The organism is Rhodococcus sp. KRD197 (genome assembly GCF_017168235.1).
GTDB lineage: Bacteria > Actinomycetota > Actinomycetes > Mycobacteriales > Mycobacteriaceae > Rhodococcoides.
Window position 1 is genome coordinate 992,013 of the sequence record NZ_JABFAO010000004.1, and the last position, 18,571, is coordinate 1,010,583.

The following is an 18,571-nucleotide window of genomic DNA, read 5'->3' on the forward strand; positions in this document are numbered from 1 at the left end:
GGTCCATGATGGGTCTGCACAAGCTCACTGCCGGGGACGGGTATACATACCTGACCAGGCAGGTTGCAGCGGCGGATTCGACCGAACGAGGAGCGGCATCTCTGGCCGACTACTACTCCGAAAAAGGCGAGTCACCAGGGCAGTGGACCGGAACCGGACTGACCGGCCTGGAGACGATCGACGCGGGCAGTCCGGTCTCCGAGGCGCACATGAAGGCGCTCTTCGGCGACGGCCTGCACCCCGAGGCCGACACGATGTACGCGGAAAAGTTCGCAGCCGCACTCGCCGGCGGCGCGTCGACGAAGGACGCGGAGCGGGCGGCATCGGCGGCGATCAAGCTCGGACGTGCGTTCAAGATCGACAACGGAGCCTCGGATTACCGGGTCGCGTGCGCGAAGGCGTTCGTCGAGCACAACCTCGCCGGCGGCGAGAAGTGGAACGCAGCAATCGAAGCCGAGGCGCGCGCAACGATCCGCACCCGCGTCGCGACGGAGATGTTCGGCCGCGAGTACGGACGCACCCCGGCGGACGAACGCGAACTGTCGGGCTGGGTCGCAAAGTCGGGACGACAGAACACCAAAGCCGTCGCCGGTTTCGACCTGACGTTCACGCCCGTGAAAAGCGTGTCGGCGCTGTGGGCAGTTGCGCCGCGGGAGATCTCGCAGGAGATCGAAGCAGCGCACGATGCCGCGATCGCTGCCGCGCTCGACTACCTCGAAGAGCACGCCTGCTTCACCCGTCTCGGCAACGGCGGTGTCGCGCAGGTCGACGCGAACGGTCTGATCGCCGCGGCGTTCACACACCGCGATTCACGCGCCGGAGATCCGAACCTGCACACCCACGTCGCCATCTCGAACAAGGTTTCCACGACCCTGCCGGACGGCACGACGAAGTGGCTCGCACTCGACGGTGCCGCGTTGTACCGCAACAATGTTCCTGCCTCCGAGGTCTACAACACCGCGCTCGAAGCGCAACTGCGTGAACGTATCGGTGTGGACTTCGCGGAGCGTCCGAGTGTCGATCGCAGCAAGCGACCGGTCCGCGAAATCGTCGGCCTGGACACGCGTCTCGCCGAACGCTGGTCCTCGCGCAGTGCGGCGATCACCGTCCGCACCGCCGAGCTCGCGCGGCAGTTCCAAATCGAGCATCACCGCGAACCGACCGCCATCGAAGCGATCCGTCTCGCGCAACGCGCAACGCTGGAAACTCGACAGGCCAAACATGAACCGCTTTCTCACGCCGAGCAACGCGGAGGATGGCGCGCCGAAGCAGTCGACGTTCTCGGCTCACCCGCTGCGCTGTCGAAGATGGTCGCTGCGGTGACCGGCAAGAAGCGGACCCGGGCGAGTGTGGACATCGACGACCCACGGTGGATCGACGTCGCCGCAGCAGAGGTCGTCGAGGTCGTCTCGCGTGCTCGTTCGCGCTATCAACGGCACAACATCCGCGCCGAAGCGATCAGGCAAGTCCGTACCGTCAACCCGCCGGCCGATCGGATTAACGACCTCGTCGAGGCGATCACCGACCGCGCGTGCAGTACCGAGCTTGCGGTCACGTTGGGTGACGATCTGGGGGACGACGTCGCCTCGGATCTCGCCCCGGAGGTGATGCGTCGCCGCGACGGCAGAGACGTGCACACCCGGCACGAAGCAACACTGTTCACCACCACCGCAGTGCTCGACGCCGAAGCGCGCATCGTCGCGCTTGCACAGCGCAACGATGGTGTTGCAGTGGCCGACGAGCACGTGGAGATGGCGCTCCTCGAATCCGCCGCGAACGGCCGCGAACTCAACGCGGGACAGCGCTCACTCGTCCGCGCGATGGCCACGTCCGGTACGAAACTTCAGCTCGCACTCGCGCCCGCCGGAACCGGCAAGACCACCGCCATGACTGCACTGACGCGGTCGTGGCAGAACGCGGGCGGACGTGTTGTCGGGTTCGCGCCGACTGCTGCCGCCGCCGCAGTCCTGCGTCAAGATATCTTGACGACTACCGATACGTTGGCGAAGTTCGTCGACATCACCAAGCGTCTGCGGGACGGCAAGCCGGTGTCCGTTCCGCAGTGGTACGCCGACATCGGCCCCGACACGATGATCATCGTCGACGAGGCCGGGATGACCGGCACCCGTGATCTCGACGAAGCGGTATCCGCCCTCGCCGAGCGCGGCGCGACGGTGCGGTTGATCGGTGACGATCAGCAGCTCGCCTCCGTTGCATCCGGCGGTGTTTTGCGCGATATCCACGACCGTGTCGGCGCGCTCACGCTCTCGCAGGTTGTGCGGTTCCGCGACAAGGTCACCGGCGCGGCCGAAGGTGCGGCGTCGCTGGCGTTGCGTGACGGCGACGACGCGGCGATCGGTTTCTACATCGACCACTCTCGGCTGCATGTCGGGTCGATTGCCACGGTCACCGACGACGCCTACATCGCGTGGTCGACGGACCGCGCCGCCGGCAAAGACGCACTCCTGCTCGCCCCGACACGCGAGCTCGTCGCCGAACTCAACACCCGCGCCCGCACCGACCGGCTCGCTGCCGCTGCGACAGACGGCGACGGAAAAGTCGGGCGTGAAGCAGTGCTCGCCGACGGACTGCGCGCCAGCACCGGGGATACCGTGCGCACCCGCTCCAACGACCGCCGCAACACCCTTTCCAAGACCGACTGGGTCCGCAACGGTGACCGCTGGACAGTCGAGAACGTCGGCGCCGACGGGTCACTGGTAGTGCGGCATCTCGAACTCGGACGCACCGTCACCCTCGCCGCCGACTACGCCGCGGAATCGACCGAACTCGGCTACGCCGGCACCGTGCACTCCGCGCAAGGCTCGACCGCGGACACCTGCCACGTCGTGGCCACCGGTGACGAAACCCGCCAGCTCGCCTACGTCGCGCTCACCCGCGGACGCCTCAACAACCACATGTACCTCGTAACCGCATCCGAGGGCGATCTGCACACCGCGATGACCGAACGCGGGATGCTCCCCCCGACCGCGGTCGACGACTTCCGGGCGATCCTGCGCCGCGACGGCGCACAGATCTCCGCGCACTCCACCCTCACCGCAGCCGACAACCCGCACGTGAATCTGGCCCCGGCCGCGAACGCCTACGACTACTCCGTCGCTACCGGCGCAGAGGTGTTCCTCGGACCCGACAAGATGGCCGAGATCGACGACGCCGCCGAGGCCGAAGTTTCCGGACTCACCGACGAGCCTGCATGGCCGGTCCTGCGCGGACACCTGGCGATCGTCGGCGCGCACGGGCGCGATCCCGTCGAGGCACTGCGCGTCGCGGTGCGCTCCCGCGAGCTCGGCACCGCGCTCGACAAAGCCGCCGTCCTGGACTGGCGACTCGACACCAGCGGCGGTCATTCCTCCGGACGGGGACCGCTGCCGTGGCTCCCGGCGATCCCTGCCGCACTCCGCGGCGACCCCGACAAGGGGGAGTCCGCCGAATGGGGCAACTACCTCGATGCCCGCGGCGACTCCGTCACGGCGCTCCGCGACCGTATCGACGCCGACATCCGATCGTGGACACCGACGACCGCACAATTGTGGGCGCGGCCGTTCTTCGGCGCCGAGGAACCGAACTTCGATCTACTGAGCGATCTCGCGGTCTTCCGCGACGCACACGGCGTCGATCCTGACGACCGCCGACCGACCGGACCGATGCAACTAGCCGCCGCATCACTGAAAGCGCAGCACAAGCTCGACAAGCGCGCCGAACGTGTACTCGGCGCCGCGCACACCGCGTCGGCACTGTGGCGTCCGTTCGTCGACGAACTCGACACCCACATCGCGCAAGACCCGTACTTCCCCGTCCTCGCCGACCGACTCGCCGCCGCCGCCCGCGCCGGCATCGACGTGCACACATTGGTGCGGGACTCACTCGCTGCATCTCCGCTCCCGGACGAGCTGCCCGCTGCCGCACTGTGGTGGCGACTGTCCGGTGAGCTCTCCGCAGCCGCCCTCGACACCGACGCCGACGGCTCGGTCCTCGAACCGTCGTGGACACCGGTGCTGACCGAACTGCTCGGCGACAAAGCTGCCGCGCGGGTCATGTCCGACCCACGGTGGCCCTCGCTCGTGGCGACCGTCGACGCCGCCGACCCGAGCATGTGGACACCGGGACAGCTGCTCGGCACCGCGTACGAGTTCCTGCACGGCGGCATCGACCCCGTCGATCACGGACTGACCGTCCCCGCGCACGAACTTGCCACCGCATTGACGTGGCGGGCCGAAATGCTCGTGCGCGAAAACCACCTCGCCCGCACCTACATCGGCCCAGACGTCGAACCACTCACGGTCGAGGACGAAGAAACCCTCACTGCCGACACCGGTGTTTCCGACACCACCGGCGCAGAGCTGCCTGAGGAGTTCGCCGCACTCGTCGAGCCACACATTCCGATCCGCCGTTCGAAGTCCGGCCCAAAGACCGGCGGTGCGGGTCCCGAAGCGCCGGATGCCAGCTCTCCGTCGATCCCCGACGGTGCCGACGCCGACTACCTTGCCTCGCTCGACGCACTCGATGCGCCGGTCGAGTACGACGTGCCGCCGCCGCCGGAGTACGACGGCTACGACACCGCACCTGATGCTTACGACACCGAACCTGATGCTGTCGAACCCAGTGCTGTCGAGCCCTACGGCGGCGAGGTCGATCCCTACGAGGCGATGCTCGAGCACGCGAAAGTGCTTGCGTTGCCGTACCCGACGGTCACCGCAGACGAACGAGTCCGACTGCTCACCGCTGATCTCGACGCAGCCAAAGTCGAACACCGCGCGTTGCGCACAGCAGTGGCCGTCGGCACCAGTCCGACGTTGCTGCACATGCTCACGGCGCTCACCGAGATGCAGGAACAAGCGGACCGGCAACGCCCCGCCCGGATCGCGATGCTCGATGCCCGTCAGGACTGGATGGACACCGAGTTCGAGGCCGAAGCGCTCTGGCACCGAATCGACACCGTCGTCCGGCCCGCTGTGGCCGCCGACGTCGCAGCGGCCGGGGACGACGAAGACGCGCGTGCGCTCGCGCAGCGCGGTCTCGACTGGGAGATTTGGCGCGCCGGATTCGCCGACGACGCCGCTACCGCCGCCCGCACCCGCGCCCAGGAGGCAGCCGCCGAGTACGAACGCGTCACCGCAGCCGACGGAGGAGAAGTCACGACAGCCGATGTCATCACCGCCCGCGGAACAGCCGAAAGCATCGACCTCGCCGCGCTGGCAGAACTCCAGCAGGAAGTGGACCGCCTGGGCGGCATGGTGTTGCGCGCCGAGAACGCAGCGCGGCGTATCGCGATGACCTCGACGCACGCGGCACAGTCGACAACGACTCGGACAGAGGTACACGTCCAGGACGAGGTCGCGCAGGAAGAGGTCGCACAGCAGGACGTAGCGCGCGTTCCCGACTCACAGACGGTGCTCTCGCCTGCCGACGCCGCACTCCTCGCGAAGATGGAACAAGACCCGATCCGGCTCGTACCGGACGCAGAGCTGATTGCGTTCGTCGACCGCGCCGGACGATCCCGCACCGCACCGACCGTCCTCGCCGATACCGAGAAGCTCTACGCCCAGCTCACCGAACAAGCCGCAGCGGTCGCCGCCGCCCGCGAAGTCGCAACCGAACTGCGTCGCGTCCGCGCCGACCACGAAGCAGCGCGCAGCGAACATGCCGCACTCACCGACCGACTGGCTACGACGAAACGGCGCGACCGTAAAACCCTCGAACCCGCCGTCGACGACGCACGACTACGCCAAGAACGACTCGCACGCCAGGTCCGCGACACCCAACGCGCCGCTCAGGACGCCGCCGGACGTGTACGGGCCGAGACCAGCGAATGGCCCGCGATCGTGCAACGCGCCGCCGACCCGGACCGCCGGGCCGCCGACGTCGCCGCCGCCGCAGTCTTCGACACCGCCATCACCGAACGCAGCCGACGTCTGCGGGCAGTCACCTTGGCCGGCGAGCGCCATGCCGCCGAACAACGCATCCGTGCCGCCGCCGGTACAGACGGCGCTGTTAAAGCGCCCACGATCGAGGGCGTGACGGATACCGAGAACCATGTCGCCGAAGTAAGCACCCTCAATCCGGACGCGCAGAAAAGCATCGCTCGTCTGCTTGCGGACGCGCCAGGCCCCGGACGGGTGAGTCGGCCGACATGGACGCACCAGCGTCCGGTGCCACAGCCCGATCCGACTACCCCGGAGCGAGGAAACGACAACGAGCGTGGCCTCTAAGGACCCTCTAAGGACTCGGCCAGTTCGAGGCTGTTCTCACTCGTGGGCCGGCGCTGAGGCCGAGGCAACGCAGCGAACCTTTGTATCAAAGGGACAACGCCGATGGCCAAGCAGCCATCGAACAGTAGCCACAACGCGGGCCGTCAAGAATTGTTGACGGCCCGCGTTGCTTTCACCGCTGATCCAAGGTCATGTATCGAGGTCGTACCCGTTGCCGGGCTCGTTGCCGGGGCCTGGCTCCGGGATATCGCGGTCGGTGCCTTTCCACTCTCCTACGGTTCCGATGTCGTGTTCCATGGCGCGCAGAAACTTTCCGGGGCGGGTGTCGGGTTCATTGGGTTCGGACTGGCCGGCCGCGATACCGCCGGTCACTTTCCGCGCGTGCGTGACAGCTAGTTCGTTGTCACGCATCATCGCTCGTACGTCGTCGGCGCTGCCCATGCCGAGTTGCTCGATGAGTGCAGGGGTGGGATTGAGCATCAGTGACCAGCCTTTTTCTCTTCCCTTTGCTGCCGCCCGTTCGGCCCGGGCGGCATCTCGGGCGAGGGCCTCAGGACTTGTTTCGGCTTCTTTGATTTCGCGCCGTAGGCGTGAGACTTCGTTCGAGAGGTCTTTGAGCTGCGTTGCCTTGGGGAAGTCCGACAGCTCGACCAGTTCGAGGTCGTCGAGGCGTTGCTCGTCGCGGTCGAGTGAGTGTTCGGCTTTCGCCAGGTCCGTATCGACGGTGTAGGCCATGTTCTCCACGCGGGTGAGTAACCCGAGGGAGTGTTGGCTGCGTTCTCCGTCCCCGATCCGCGGATACAGGTCGTGCGCTTCGATCGCTTTCGTCGACGAGCCGAGCCCGGAGAACGAGAGGTAGAGCAGGCTGTCCTGCGCTGGGCGGGAGGCCTCGATCGGAAAGCCGTTCATCTCGGCGATCACCGTCGTTTTGGTCATGCCCTCACCTTTGAGCGACTGGTAGGTGCCCTGCAACGCCAGCGCGATCGCGGACGCCGCCTCGCTGCGCTTGTCGTAGAAAACCCCTCGAATGGTGATTCCCGGCCACTTTTCAGCGACGCGACGTGACTTCAGTATCGGTGCCGCTTCTTTCAGGCCGGCGACCCGATCGCGTGCCCGCGGAACTTCCCGGCGCAACCGGTCGCGGTCACGTTCGATGGAGCGTTGTTCGGCGAAATGCGAATCCGCTTCGGACTGGAGCTCCTGGAGTTGGGAGTCGAGTTCGATCTGCTGGATATACCGATCATCGCCCGTGGCGAGGGCTTTGGTCATCGCGGAGTTCTCGGCGAGCGAGTCGGAATCGAGGTCGACCACGCGCCGCATCGAGCGGTCCGCTTTCTTGAGTTGCTCGATGAAGTGCGCCTTGCGGTGCACGGTCTGCCACATCACGGTGTCGAAGGTTTTCTCGGCGACGTAGTTGAACACCTTCACATGCGCATTCTGATTGCCCTGCCGAATGATTCGGCCCTCTCGTTGTTCGAGATCGGCGGGTCGCCACGGCACATCGACGTGGTGTAGTGCGATCGCGCGGTCTTGAATGTTGGTGCCGGTGCCCATCTTCTCGGTCGATCCGAACACCACCGACACCCGCCCGGTGCGGCACATCTCGAACAGCCGCGCCTTCTCCGACGGCTTGGGGTAGTCGTGGACGTAGGCGATCCGGGCGGGGTCCATCCCGCCGGCAATGAGCTCGGCCCGAATCCCGTCGTAGATGGACCAGGAGCCGTTCGGTTTCGGGGTGGAGCGGTCACAGAACACGATCTGCAACGCCCCGGGTGTGGGGTGTGGCTCGCCGGCGGACTCGAGGTAGATGTTCTCGGCCGAGTCGTTGTGCACGTCCAGGATTCGCTGCGCGACGATGTGCGCGCGGGAGTTCTCCGGCGGTGCCGCATCGAGGTGCGCGACCCTCGGATCGAGGGTGGCATTGCGGCCGTCGTTGGCGACCTTGAGCGCGTTGTCGAGATCTGGACGCTTGACGTCGGCGGTGTCGGCGCGGTGGCCGAGGTCGGCGATGAAGTCTTGGACCTCCAGGGCGGGGGTGAACGTGACGTCGGTGTTGCGGCCGCCGTCCTTGACCGGCAGGTTCGCCGGCACCTGGTCGCGGGTGACGGCGTCGGTGAACACGCTCGTCATGCCGATCAGGTCACCGACGTTGGTGAACTCTCCGACTCGGGTGATGGCGCGTAGCCGTGATCCGGAGGAGTTGAGCTCGACCCGTTCGACGGTGTCGGTGAACGTCGCTCCCCAGTCGTTGATCTGAGACACCCCGGCGTCGTCGAGCAGGTCGGGCCGCAAGTAGTGCTGCATCACCCACAGCTCGGCGAGGGAGTTCGCGACCGGGGTACCGGTGGCGAACGTGGCGACCCGTTCGATGTATTCCTCCGGGGGGATGCCCTTGGTGATTGCCTCTTCGCGGCGCATCGACCGCAGATAGCCCAGCTTCAAGTCCATGTCGGTGGCTCGGTGCGAGCCTTCGTTCGCGAGCTCGGTCACCCCGGATGCGCGGGCGAGGTTTTTGAACTCGTGGGCCTCGTCGACGAACAGGTAGTCGCACCCCGTTGCCTCGAACGTCAGCCCACGGTCTTTGCCGGCCTGCTCCAGCGCTGTTTCGAGCTTTTCCTCGAGCTTGGTCTTCATCGCTTCGAGTCGCTTGACGGTGAGGTCCGAGGTTGCTTCTGTCAGCTCGGCGTCGAGATCGGCTACTTGGGTGCGTATGTACTCGGCTTTGGTGCCGGGGTCGACGCCGATCGAGGAGAACGCCGAACGCGGCACGATGACGATGTCCCAGTCCTGCGAGGCGGACTGCGCGACGAGCAACCGGCGACCTTCGGCGTCGGTGGCTGCGGATCCGGAGAGAATCCGTGCGCCGGGATACCACTGGCCCGCTTCGCGGACGACTTGGTCGATGATGTGGTTGGGCACCACGACCCACGGCTTGTCGGCCAACCCGAGGCGCCCCAGCTCCATCGCGCCCATCAGAATGGTGCCGGTCTTTCCCGCTCCGACGACGTGATCGAGTAGCACGGTCGGTTCGGAGACGATTCGGGCGGCGGCGTCGCGCTGGTAAGGGTACGGAGAGTACTTCTCACCCAGGCCGGGGAAGCTCATGTGAGCGCCTGAATGCACTGGTGCGACAAGGGAGTTGAACTTGTCGTTGTAGATGTCGAGAAGTTGCTCGCGGCGGACCTCGTCGGCGTGCAGCGCCCATTGCCCGAACTCTTGGGCCAGCCGGCGGGCTTTGGACTGTGCCGCGCGGGTCGCGGCGTCGTGAATGGTGGGTGCGCCGGCGCTCTCGCGGAACTCTTTGGAGCTGGTGATCTCGATCGGATCGTTGTTGAGCAGGTCGTTGAGCAGTTTGTGCCATTCGTAGTCGCCGGCGCGCATTCCGGCGTTGCCGATGCCCCGGTCCTCGGCAGGTCGGTGCTCGAAGTTGAACTTGGTCGACCAGGACCCTCGTTTGGGAACCAGCCCCCATTTGAGGTCCTGTTCTGCTGCACCCGGGTAGTGATCGACAGAGACCGCCCACCGGCCTGATGCCCGCTCGACTGTCACCTCTACATCGTTCGGCACCTCGAAGGTTTCCCGGATGAACGCGGTGTAGGTCTCGATTGGCACCCACGGGGCACCGAGGGAGACATCGACGTCGGTCTTACGCGGCGGGATTACCGCGGTCAGTGCGTCGACGTTGGCTCGGTAGCGCGGATCGAGCGCGGCGATTTCTTCTGCGTCGGCGAGCTTGTGCCGGACGTTGCCGGAGAGATACCTCGACGCCGACACCCAGCGGGTCGGGTCGGTCAGGGTGCGAAATGCCCGCCCCTCCATCGCGATCTCTGTCTGCTCGGCGGTGGTCCCGAGCAGTTCAGCGATCCGGCCGACGTCGAGGCGCGCTTGCTCGTCGAGACTGATGGCCATCGCCTCGTCGACGGTGTCGGCGTGTGTGCGCAGCTCACGTGAATGCAGCACGTCGGTGTGAAAGATCGCCGCCTTGCGCGCCGTCATGGTCTCTTCGTCGAAGTGCTCGAGCGCGAGCACCGGGGCAAAGGTCGGGTCGGTGCGCAGGGCCTTGCCGAGGTGGCTCTGCAACTTCGTGGGCTGGCGTGGATTGATCCAGGCGTCGTCGGAGAGCCGGTCGTAGACATCTTCGGGAATCTCCCCGGCGAAGGGGTCGCCGGCGACGCCTTCGTCTTTGCGCCAGGAGTCGATCAGTTTGGTCAGAGCTTGCTCGTGCTGGGCGTCCGTGAGGTCCTTCGGTACCGACATCTTGAATCGGTTGATCGGGCCGTAGCGGGCGACGTAGGCGTCGTATTGCTCGCTCAGGATCTCTCGCAGCGCTTGCCGTTGCCCGGGGCTGGTGGACTCGTCCTTCTGCGACTCGATCAGAGCCCGAGTGGTGTCGCGTAGTGCGAGCAGAGCGCCCCATTCGGTGACCTGCTTGGCTCCGCGGGTGTTCACCGGCTCCCACTCCCACGCGGTCCAGCGTTCGATGGTTCCCATCTGGTCGTCGTGGCGCAGCGTTCCGACCGCGAGATCGTCCGCTGCCGGGCCGTCGCCGATCGCGAGCAATCCTCGCTCGAAGTCCTCACGCGTCGGGCCGAGGGTGTCCCGCCAGGACGCGGTATGCCCGAGACCGGCATCTTTTGCGGTGTCGACGATGACGCCGAGGGTGTCTTCGACCAGTGTTGGGAGGTCTCCTTCCTCGGTCGCGGCCACGGACAGGGTGTCGTTGCCGTACATGCCGTGCCCGACCCGTAGCTGCCCGAGCACCCATTCCGGGTGATCGGTGTAGACGGCGTTGATCGGCACGCCCTTGTCCTCGCCGGCCTCGTCGAGGGCGGTCGCGTTCTCGAGGTGGAGGAACCGCTCGGTCAGCGGCGCGGGCTTCTTGCCGTCCTCGCGTCGGCGCAGCACGAGAATGTCGGTGACGACCTCGGTGCCGGCGACCCGGCGGAACGCGTTCGACGGCAGCCGCACCGCACCGACCAGGTCGCCGAGGGCGGCGATGTCGCGGCGGGCCCGCTGATTCTGCGCGTCAAGGGTGTAGCGGGAGGTCAGGACGGTGACGTAGCCGCCGGGTGCAGTCATGGCCAACGATTTGACGATGAAGTGGTTGTGGATCGAGTGCTTGGCCTGGTTGTGGACCGGGTCGTAGAGCCGGTAGTCCCCGAACGGGACGTTGCCGATCGCGGCGGTAAACGAGCTCGGCGGGACGCTGGTTTTCTCGAAACCTTCGGCGCGGATCTGCGCCGACGGGGACAGTGCGGCCGCGATTGCCGCTGTGGTGGCGTCGAGCTCGACTCCAACCATCTGCGCCGACGCCGGGGCGTGGGCGATGAATGTCCCTGACCCGCAGCCGGGTTCGAGAACCCTGCCACCGGCGAATCCGGCTCGAATCGTCGCCTTCCACATTGCGGCGGCGATCGCCGGGTCGGTGTAGTGGGCGTTGAGGACGGTGCGCTGAGCCTGTGCCCAGGCGGTGTCGTCGAGCAGGCCACGGATCTGCTCTCGTTCGGCGGCCCAGTCGGGTCGGCGTGGATCGAATACCTGCGGAGCCGCGCCCCAGCTCGACCAGCGTGCGAGTACTGCTTGCTCGGCTTCGGTGGCGTAGCGGTCCTGGCCGGTAACCGTGGCCAGCGTGCGCAGGGCGGCGATGTTCGCGCTCACTCGCGCCTTCGTCCCCGATGGCACCAGCACCTGTCCGCCGGGCCGGAAGTCGACGGGCGGCGTCGTCCATAGCCGTTCGGCCAGCGTCTGACTGTCCACCGCCATGCCTTCGGCTGTATCTGGCACCACCGAATCCGGCGCTACGGAGTCGGGCGCTACGGAGTCGGCTGTGGTCGACACCGTCGCCGGTGATTCGCGGCCTGGATCGGCTGTGGGGGAGTCGGTCTCGCTGCCGGGTGCGGGTGCATCCTGCGACGGGAGGAGTTGGTCGACGCGGCGGCCGTCGATGGACAGCAGGTGCCGGTTCTGGTTACCAAAGCTCACCGCGGCCGCGTGATCGTCGCGGTCGAGGGTTTTCTGATTCTCCTCCGGGATCAGGGCGATGTCGGAGTCTCGCCGCATCTCCAGCAGCGCGTCGGTGATCTGCTGGTCGGTCAGTGTGCCGGCGAGGTCGGCGCGAATACGCGCCAGCCGCACCAATGCCTCGTCCCTACGCGCGAGCCGCCCATAGGAGTCGCGCACCAGCTCGATCGGAGTCGATTCTGTCGCAGGCGCCGGAACCGTGGTGGTCGGTGCTGGTGTCAGGGCCGAGGCCGGCGCGGCGGCCGCGGCTTCGGCGACAAGGTCAGCCGGGTCTCGCGGTGTAGGCAGCGGCGCCGCGCCGACGTCGGCCCCGGCCGGATTGATCGGTGCCGCGCCGTCAGCGTCGAACGCGAACAAGTCCAGCTGAGCGTCGCTTTCGCTGCGGCGGGTTACTTTCCGCTTGCCGCGTGCTCGGCCACTCTCTCGTCGAGCAGGTTCGTGAACGATCGATACAGCGGGTGGCTCTGCGACGTCGGGTACGGCTGGTCGTCCTCGATCCTCGCCTGCAGAAGATGCACCGCGTAGTACTGGAACCGAACCGGCTTGTCCTTCCACAGCAGACGCATCAGCCGCCGAGTCGACTCGATCGGGTCCGCGCAGTTCATCGGGTTGCGCCACCGCTCCGGATCGCTCTGGTGGACCTGAATCCGCGCCCGGTCCCGCTCCGCTTCCGCCTCCGCGCTCTCCTGGTCCGGCGGGTACGCCTCCATGTCCTCCGGGAGCTGGTTGTAGATCTCCTCGTTGATCACGAAGTCCGTCGCCTGCGCCCACGCTTGATTGATCAAACCCACCTGCTCCAAGTACGGGGCCGTTGCCCCGTTCTCCTTCATGTAGCGGCGCAGCACTTGGTCCTGCATGTGGATCTTCATGTTGTCGATCCGCTCCGCGATCCGCTCGCTCTCCCGTTCGAGGAACTCCTGCTGATCTTCTGGGCTGAGCTCCTGCGGCAGTCCCTGGTGTTCGAGATAGAGCTTCATGATGTCCTGCGTTATCGGGTCGATCATGGTGATCACTGTCCTCTGCGTCGGCGAACAAATCGAGTTGGTCATCGTCGGAATTTTTGGCCACGGTAGGTGCGCTCCTGGAGTCGGGCGAGACGTGTGCGACCCGCACCACCCGCGGAGGGTGACCGGTCGCTAACGTCGTCGTCGGCTGGAGGCGCAATCTCCGGCCATATCGGCCCTGGTGGGTCATGCAGGACCCACCAGGGCCTCTGGCTACTTCGGGTCAGGGTTGTGTCAGGTTTGGGCGTTGAGTTCGTCGAACCACCCGGGCGGGGCGGCAACGAACTCGTTGCGCAGCGCCGGGGTTGCTTGGTGGGCATCTCGTGCGCACCGATACATCGGGCCGTGCTCGGCGTCGAGCATCGTGCGCAGTTGGGGGTCGGCGTGGTGAACCCACCACCCCGACATCGCCGCGCCGTCGTCGGCTGCGGTCGCTGCCTCCCACGCCGTCCACAGCGAATGCAGCCGCACGACGACTTCGGGGTGATCCCACCAGCGTGGGCAGAACACCCTGTTCTTCCCGGCGGTCGAGGACAACTTGCGAGCCAGGATTGCCGACAGCCAGTCGTCGAACCAGGCGTCGAAGGTCGGAAACCTCAGCGGCGCTGTCTCGTCGGTGCTCTCCGGATCCATCTCCTCGGGGGCGGTCACCGGTACGGCTCCTTGTCGATCTCGTCCTCGGTGTCGAATGCTGTGCTCTCGACCTGTAGGAGCGCCTTCTCCGGAATGCCGTAGCGAGCGAACGACGCGGTGATGGCGTCGGCGTTCGGTCCGTCGGACCAGTACACCTTCACCACCAACACCGGCCGGTTACCGGAAATCAGCACCAGCGCGCGGGTCTTCGGGATCGCTCCGAGGTCGTCGACGGTCAGAATCGGCTCCTTCGACCAGGACTGCGACTTCGACGACGAACCACCCTCGAACATGCCGCCGCTGCGGGATTTCGACCAGCGTTCGACGTCGTGATCGCCGACGAGCGCGGACAGCTCGGACAGGGTGGTCTTGTCCTTGAGACCGCCGCCGTACCAGAGAAAGTTCGCGGCATCGAGAAGCTGCTTGACTCCGTCCTGACCCCACACTCGTATCGCCTGCGAGAGGTTCTGCACGATTGTCATCACGCAGATGCCTTGGGAGCCGAGGTGGGAGTACCAGGCCGGGAGCTCGGGGAGGCGGCACACGTTGGCGGCCTCGTCGAGGATGCACAGCATCGGCACCGGCAACCGTCCACGCGGGCTTCGGCGTGCGACGCGTTGCGCGGCGTCGATGATCGACCCGATCAACGCTGTGGTCAGCGCCGACGAGGAGTCCGGGCCTTCCTTCGACAGGGCGTAGAGGGTGTCGGTGCTGGTGACGAACTTGTCGACGACGAACTCCGGCATCGAGTGCGGGTAGCGGACCCCGCTTCCGATCTTCGTGTCCGGAGTGTCCTCGACCCCGAGGTCGACTCTGTTCGGCGGGAGAATCGACATTGCGTACGACTTCTCTTCCAGCAGGCCGATGAACCGGCGTGCCATGTCGTAGAGACCGTCTCGCTGGCGCGGGTTGAGATCGCTCGTCGACTTCAGGCGCAGTGCAACGATGCTATGGCCGTGCGCCTGCAGAAGCTTTTGGGGGAGTTCGTTCTCCTCCTCCGAGAGCCAGCCGTAGACGTGCAGCAGATCCCCGCCGCCGCATGCGGCCGCGAACATCATCTGCGCGAGCAGTTCCTGTGCGCCGCCGTCGAAGTAGGCATCGACCTTCGCCGAATCATCGCGTGATGCGGCCGCAAAATATGAGGCGAGCTTGCGGGCGGCGACGATGGTGTCGATTCCGCGTAGCGGGTTCCACCAGAACCCGTCGCCCGTGGTGAGCGGCCCTTCGGCGATGCCCTGCAGGTCGTAGCGCCACACTTTCCCGATTAGTTCGCGGACGCCGCGAGTGAAGTCGTGGCCGTCACGTTTGTTGGAGGTGAACAACGCAGCGCCGGGTGCGGTGCACAGGGCGTCGATCGCCAATGCCGCGGTTTTACCCATCCGAGGTCCGGCGAGGGCGAAGAGCATGTCCTCCCAGGACATGAACACTTTCTGATTGCCTTGCACCGTGCTACCGACGATGACCCCGATGTCGGCGTCGTCGAGCGAGTCCAGTTCAGCAAGATCCGATCGCAGCGACTTCGCGCGTTCGCGGGCCTGCTTGCCGGTCACCCCGGTCAGTTTCGACGTTGGCCCCATCAGGCGGGCTTTGGCATCGACGTCGTTCTGACCGCCGCCCGCTGCGCGGGCAGCGGTGACGACGCCGGTGAGACCGGAGACGATGATCACCACGATCACGAAGATCCAGGTCGAAACCGTCGGCCAGGTCAATTGCCCGCCGGCGACGGAGAACAATGCCCCGAACGGGTTGCCGGGAATTTCCTCCCCGGTGCCGGCGAACGCGTGTCCGAGCCACAGTGAGCCATACGCGAGGGCGATCAACACGATCACCACCGAGACCGCGATCAACGGCAGCACCGACGATGAGGCTCCGGCGCCTTTGGAAGTCGGCTTCTTCGTCACCATGCGTCTACACCGCCGTCGAGGGCCGAGTCGACGTTGCGGTCGATCTCGATGACATTGGAGACCCGGTCGGTGATGTCGACGACCGAGTCCGACGAGCGGTTCTGTCGGGGTGTTTCGAGCATCAGATCGGCCAGGCGAATTGGTTCGACGTCGGCTGCGGTGGAGGAGACGTCGAGGGTGCGCTCGGCGATGTCGTCGAAGTCGATGGCGTCGAGTTCGGTGGGCAATTCCACGAAGTCCAGCGCCAGATTGGGCCACAGAACCGCATCATCGATGCCGTTGTCGACGATGCGCTCCCGCCAGGCATCCTCGTGGACATCAAGGCGGTCGGCGGTGGCGCTAGCCCAGTCGTACTGCACGGGGTCTGTGGAGCTGTTCGCGTGAAAGACGGCGAGCTCGAGTGCGACACCGGTCGCAGCGAGGTACGCAGTCGCACGGACCAACGACACATCGGAGTCGAGCAGTCCGAACGCGCGACTGTCACTGCGCGGCTCGTACGAGTGCGGACGAGCCCGGATCTCGTCGCGCCGGGCGTGAGCGCGGTCGGGAAGACTACGTCGACGTGCAGCAGCCAACGCGGCGCGGTGGCCGCGTTCGTAGGCGGCGGCAGCGATCTGCGAGCGACGCTGCTGTTCAGCAGTAGGTGCTGTCTGGGAGCTCATCGACGGTCACCGCCGTCGCCGTCTGACGTTGCCTGAAGCGTATGCGTGCTCGGCATGAGCGGAAATAATTTCGACATGGGAGGGCCTTCACTGGGAGCGTCGGCCAGCCGACGACGATCACACCGTCGCCTAAAGGCGTGCAGTGCAGTGTCGTTGCTGGGTGGACGCTCGACCGTGACCCTCATCGACGGTCGAACAATGACTACCTTAAGGCATCGGCATGCCGTTTCGCAGCTCTCCACTCCTGTGGACATCGTTCTGGGGATATGGCGCTCCCGTCACGAGCCGCCATCCGAAGGCGCCGTGGGTGGCCATCACCGGCACTCTCGCGCGCGCAGGAGCCGTTCCTGACGTAGGCGAGTGACGCCCGGGCCGTAAGTGCCTCATCGTGGCTCAGATGCGGGAAGACTCTGCGAAGTGGGTTGGGCTTCCACGATTGACTAGGCAATGCCACCGATTTTCCATTCCCAACCGCCTTGATCGCTGAACGGCACGTATCCGACGGACGTGGTGTCGAGCGGAAGATCCAGCACAACAAAACCCTGGTATCTCGATGACCTGACCGGATTCGCAGGCAGTGCACCATCTGATTCCGAGCAGTTCAGCGTTGCGTCTGTCATGAGGTTCGACGTGGTCACTCCGTTTGCGCGGATCGCGACGAAATCGAAGCTCCGGAGCAGAGTCCCGTAGTCCGACGCATCGAACTTTTCACCTGTTTGGACCGTGACAGGAAAGGCGGAAAGCCGACCGTTCTCAGAGGGTAGCTGCTCCATGCACCCGGTCGCGTCCGCCGGTTTGTCCAGTGAGAAGAGGACATCGCACTGTGCAGGGTCTTCGCAGCCCATCCCTGCCAATTCGCCCCACTGCTTCTCCAGGGCGTCACGCGCATTCGTTGGTGCACCGGTCGCGAGCGTCGGCCCCGCTTGGGTCGACGTCGGTGCGAAAGTGGACATCGGCCCAGTCGGTGCTACGGGGTCCGATGAACCGCAGGCGGCGCATACGAAAGTTAACGCAACCAGTACCGATTTGATGCGCACAGCTTTGATCATCTTTGGTTTGTAGCACGAATGCATCTGGCCGCGACGAGGTTAGGCTGCGGGTGGCGAACAGGGGAGCTGACGGACGGCCGCCGACTCGCACACGTCACCGCGACCAGCATTCACCGGCGAGGCTGACAACTGCCGTACACGGGTGTGGCGCGCGTTCGAGTCCGGCAGTCATAGACTCCGCATCATGGATGGGCTCGACTTCGGAATGCCGAAGACATATAAGAACCGCAGCGGCAACGACGTCACCGAATGGCCGGATGGCCTCAAGCTCGTTCGCTTCGCCGACGGCCGGATAAAGGTCGGCCGTCAAGGATCCGTCCTTCGTGGTGGCACACGCGGAGTCACTGCTCAGGAGTTCCGCTCCGGGAGCAACCCCACCGCGCATGTCATTGCTGCGTTCGACAACCCAGAGGCATAGGTCCCGTCGCGCGCCCGAGCTGAACGGGTCGGCGTCTGGCGGCGCGCGAAATTCGATGCGTGGACCTGCCACTATTTGAACCACGACTCAGGAGCGTTCGCCGGTGGCCCGATCTTGCCGTCGTCGATGATGTATTCGCCCGGGTAGCGGCGGTTGGCAGCGGGACGCTCGCGAGCGGGTACTTCCACCAGAAAGTTGTTCTTGCGCAACAGTGATGGCCTGTAAGTGCCGGCGAACGTGATCATGACTGCGCCGCCGCGGCCGGATGGCCCACCGTCGAGCGATGCTCGTCCGGTGTTGAACGTTTCGGCGATGTCGCGGCCGTCGTTCCCCACGGTGATGCTGCCATCGTGATGGAGCTCGACGAAGGTGCCGTTGTCCGCGGCCACGGTGGCCGCCGTGGCCTGCCCGCCCTGTGGATCGAGGTCGACGGCGAAGTCGGGAACCTTACGTGCACCGCTGGGCGGGTCCACGTCGAGTTCTCGGCCGACACCGAGGGTGACGTACTGACCCAACGCGGTGTGCCTGCCGGTGTCCACGATCTCCCAGAGATGGTTCCTGGAAGCAACTTTGACGCGACCGTCGAGAAAGATGCTGATCCAGTCGCGTCCGTTGGAGAGCACGACGCGTTTGCTATTGGGTGCCATCGCTAC

The 18,571-nt window shown here is 65.8% G+C and carries 9 protein-coding genes; 2 read left to right on the plus strand and 7 right to left on the minus strand.

Annotation, left to right across the window (positions count from 1 at the left end; all coding sequences use genetic code 11):
• The first annotated feature begins 5 nt into the window (after positions 1 to 5).
• Positions 6 to 6,227, plus strand: a complete 6,222-nt coding sequence (mobF, locus tag J1M86_RS11010) for a MobF family relaxase (protein WP_206509821.1) — start codon at positions 6 to 8, stop codon at positions 6,225 to 6,227.
• Between the two features lie 189 nt (positions 6,228 to 6,416).
• Here mobF and J1M86_RS11015 read toward each other — a convergent pair whose 3' ends face one another.
• From J1M86_RS11015 to J1M86_RS11040, 6 genes are all read right to left on the minus strand, one after another.
• On the minus strand, positions 6,417 to 12,605 hold the full coding sequence (locus tag J1M86_RS11015; protein WP_241259758.1) for a helicase-related protein: 6,189 nt from the start codon (positions 12,603 to 12,605) through the stop codon (positions 6,417 to 6,419).
• 32 nt (positions 12,606 to 12,637) lie between these two features.
• Positions 12,638 to 13,252, minus strand: a complete 615-nt coding sequence (locus J1M86_RS11020; protein ID WP_206509822.1) for a hypothetical protein — start codon at positions 13,250 to 13,252, stop codon at positions 12,638 to 12,640.
• Between the two features lie 234 nt (positions 13,253 to 13,486).
• Positions 13,487 to 13,903 carry a DUF4913 domain-containing protein gene (locus tag J1M86_RS11025; protein WP_307786604.1) on the minus strand — a complete coding sequence of 139 codons (417 nt, stop codon included), beginning with the start codon at positions 13,901 to 13,903 and terminating at the stop codon, positions 13,487 to 13,489.
• On the minus strand, positions 13,900 to 15,789 hold the full coding sequence (locus J1M86_RS11030; protein WP_206509823.1) for a type IV secretory system conjugative DNA transfer family protein: 1,890 nt from the start codon (positions 15,787 to 15,789) through the stop codon (positions 13,900 to 13,902). Before J1M86_RS11030 ends, J1M86_RS11025 begins: the two co-directional genes overlap by 4 nt.
• Complete coding sequence (locus J1M86_RS11035) at positions 15,783 to 16,451, minus strand: TraI DNA relaxase (protein ID WP_206509824.1); 669 nt, start codon at positions 16,449 to 16,451, stop codon at positions 15,783 to 15,785. Before J1M86_RS11035 ends, J1M86_RS11030 begins: the two co-directional genes overlap by 7 nt.
• Positions 16,452 to 16,891: 440 nt before the next feature.
• Positions 16,892 to 17,404 (minus strand): hypothetical protein, encoded by a 513-nt coding sequence (locus tag J1M86_RS11040; RefSeq protein WP_206509825.1) that lies wholly within the window; start codon positions 17,402 to 17,404, stop codon positions 16,892 to 16,894.
• Between the two features lie 280 nt (positions 17,405 to 17,684).
• Between J1M86_RS11040 and J1M86_RS11045 the strand changes: the two genes are divergently transcribed.
• Positions 17,685 to 17,918 carry a hypothetical protein gene (locus J1M86_RS11045; protein ID WP_206509826.1) on the plus strand — a complete coding sequence of 78 codons (234 nt, stop codon included), beginning with the start codon at positions 17,685 to 17,687 and terminating at the stop codon, positions 17,916 to 17,918.
• Positions 17,919 to 17,989: 71 nt separating this feature from the next.
• Here the strand turns inward: J1M86_RS11045 and J1M86_RS11050 are convergent, their stop codons facing one another.
• The gene (locus J1M86_RS11050; RefSeq protein WP_206509827.1) at positions 17,990 to 18,565 is read right to left on the minus strand and encodes a hypothetical protein; all 576 of its coding nucleotides are present in this window, start codon (positions 18,563 to 18,565) and stop codon (positions 17,990 to 17,992) included.
• Positions 18,566 to 18,571 lie beyond the last annotated feature (6 nt).

Excerpts from the sequence above, each read along its gene's own strand:
- mobF (WP_206509821.1), top strand. The coding sequence starts at position 6 with ATGATGGGTCTGCACAAGCTCACTGCCGGGGACGGGTATACATACCTG.
- J1M86_RS11020 (WP_206509822.1), bottom strand. The coding sequence starts at position 13,252 with ATGATCGACCCGATAACGCAGGACATCATGAAGCTCTATCTCGAACAC.
- J1M86_RS11030 (WP_206509823.1), bottom strand. The coding sequence starts at position 15,789 with ATGGTGACGAAGAAGCCGACTTCCAAAGGCGCCGGAGCCTCATCGTCG.
- J1M86_RS11035 (WP_206509824.1), bottom strand. The coding sequence starts at position 16,451 with ATGAGCTCCCAGACAGCACCTACTGCTGAACAGCAGCGTCGCTCGCAG.
- J1M86_RS11040 (WP_206509825.1), bottom strand. The coding sequence starts at position 17,404 with ATGTCCACTTTCGCACCGACGTCGACCCAAGCGGGGCCGACGCTCGCG.
- J1M86_RS11045 (WP_206509826.1), top strand. The coding sequence starts at position 17,685 with ATGGATGGGCTCGACTTCGGAATGCCGAAGACATATAAGAACCGCAGC.
- J1M86_RS11050 (WP_206509827.1), bottom strand. The coding sequence starts at position 18,565 with ATGGCACCCAATAGCAAACGCGTCGTGCTCTCCAACGGACGCGACTGG.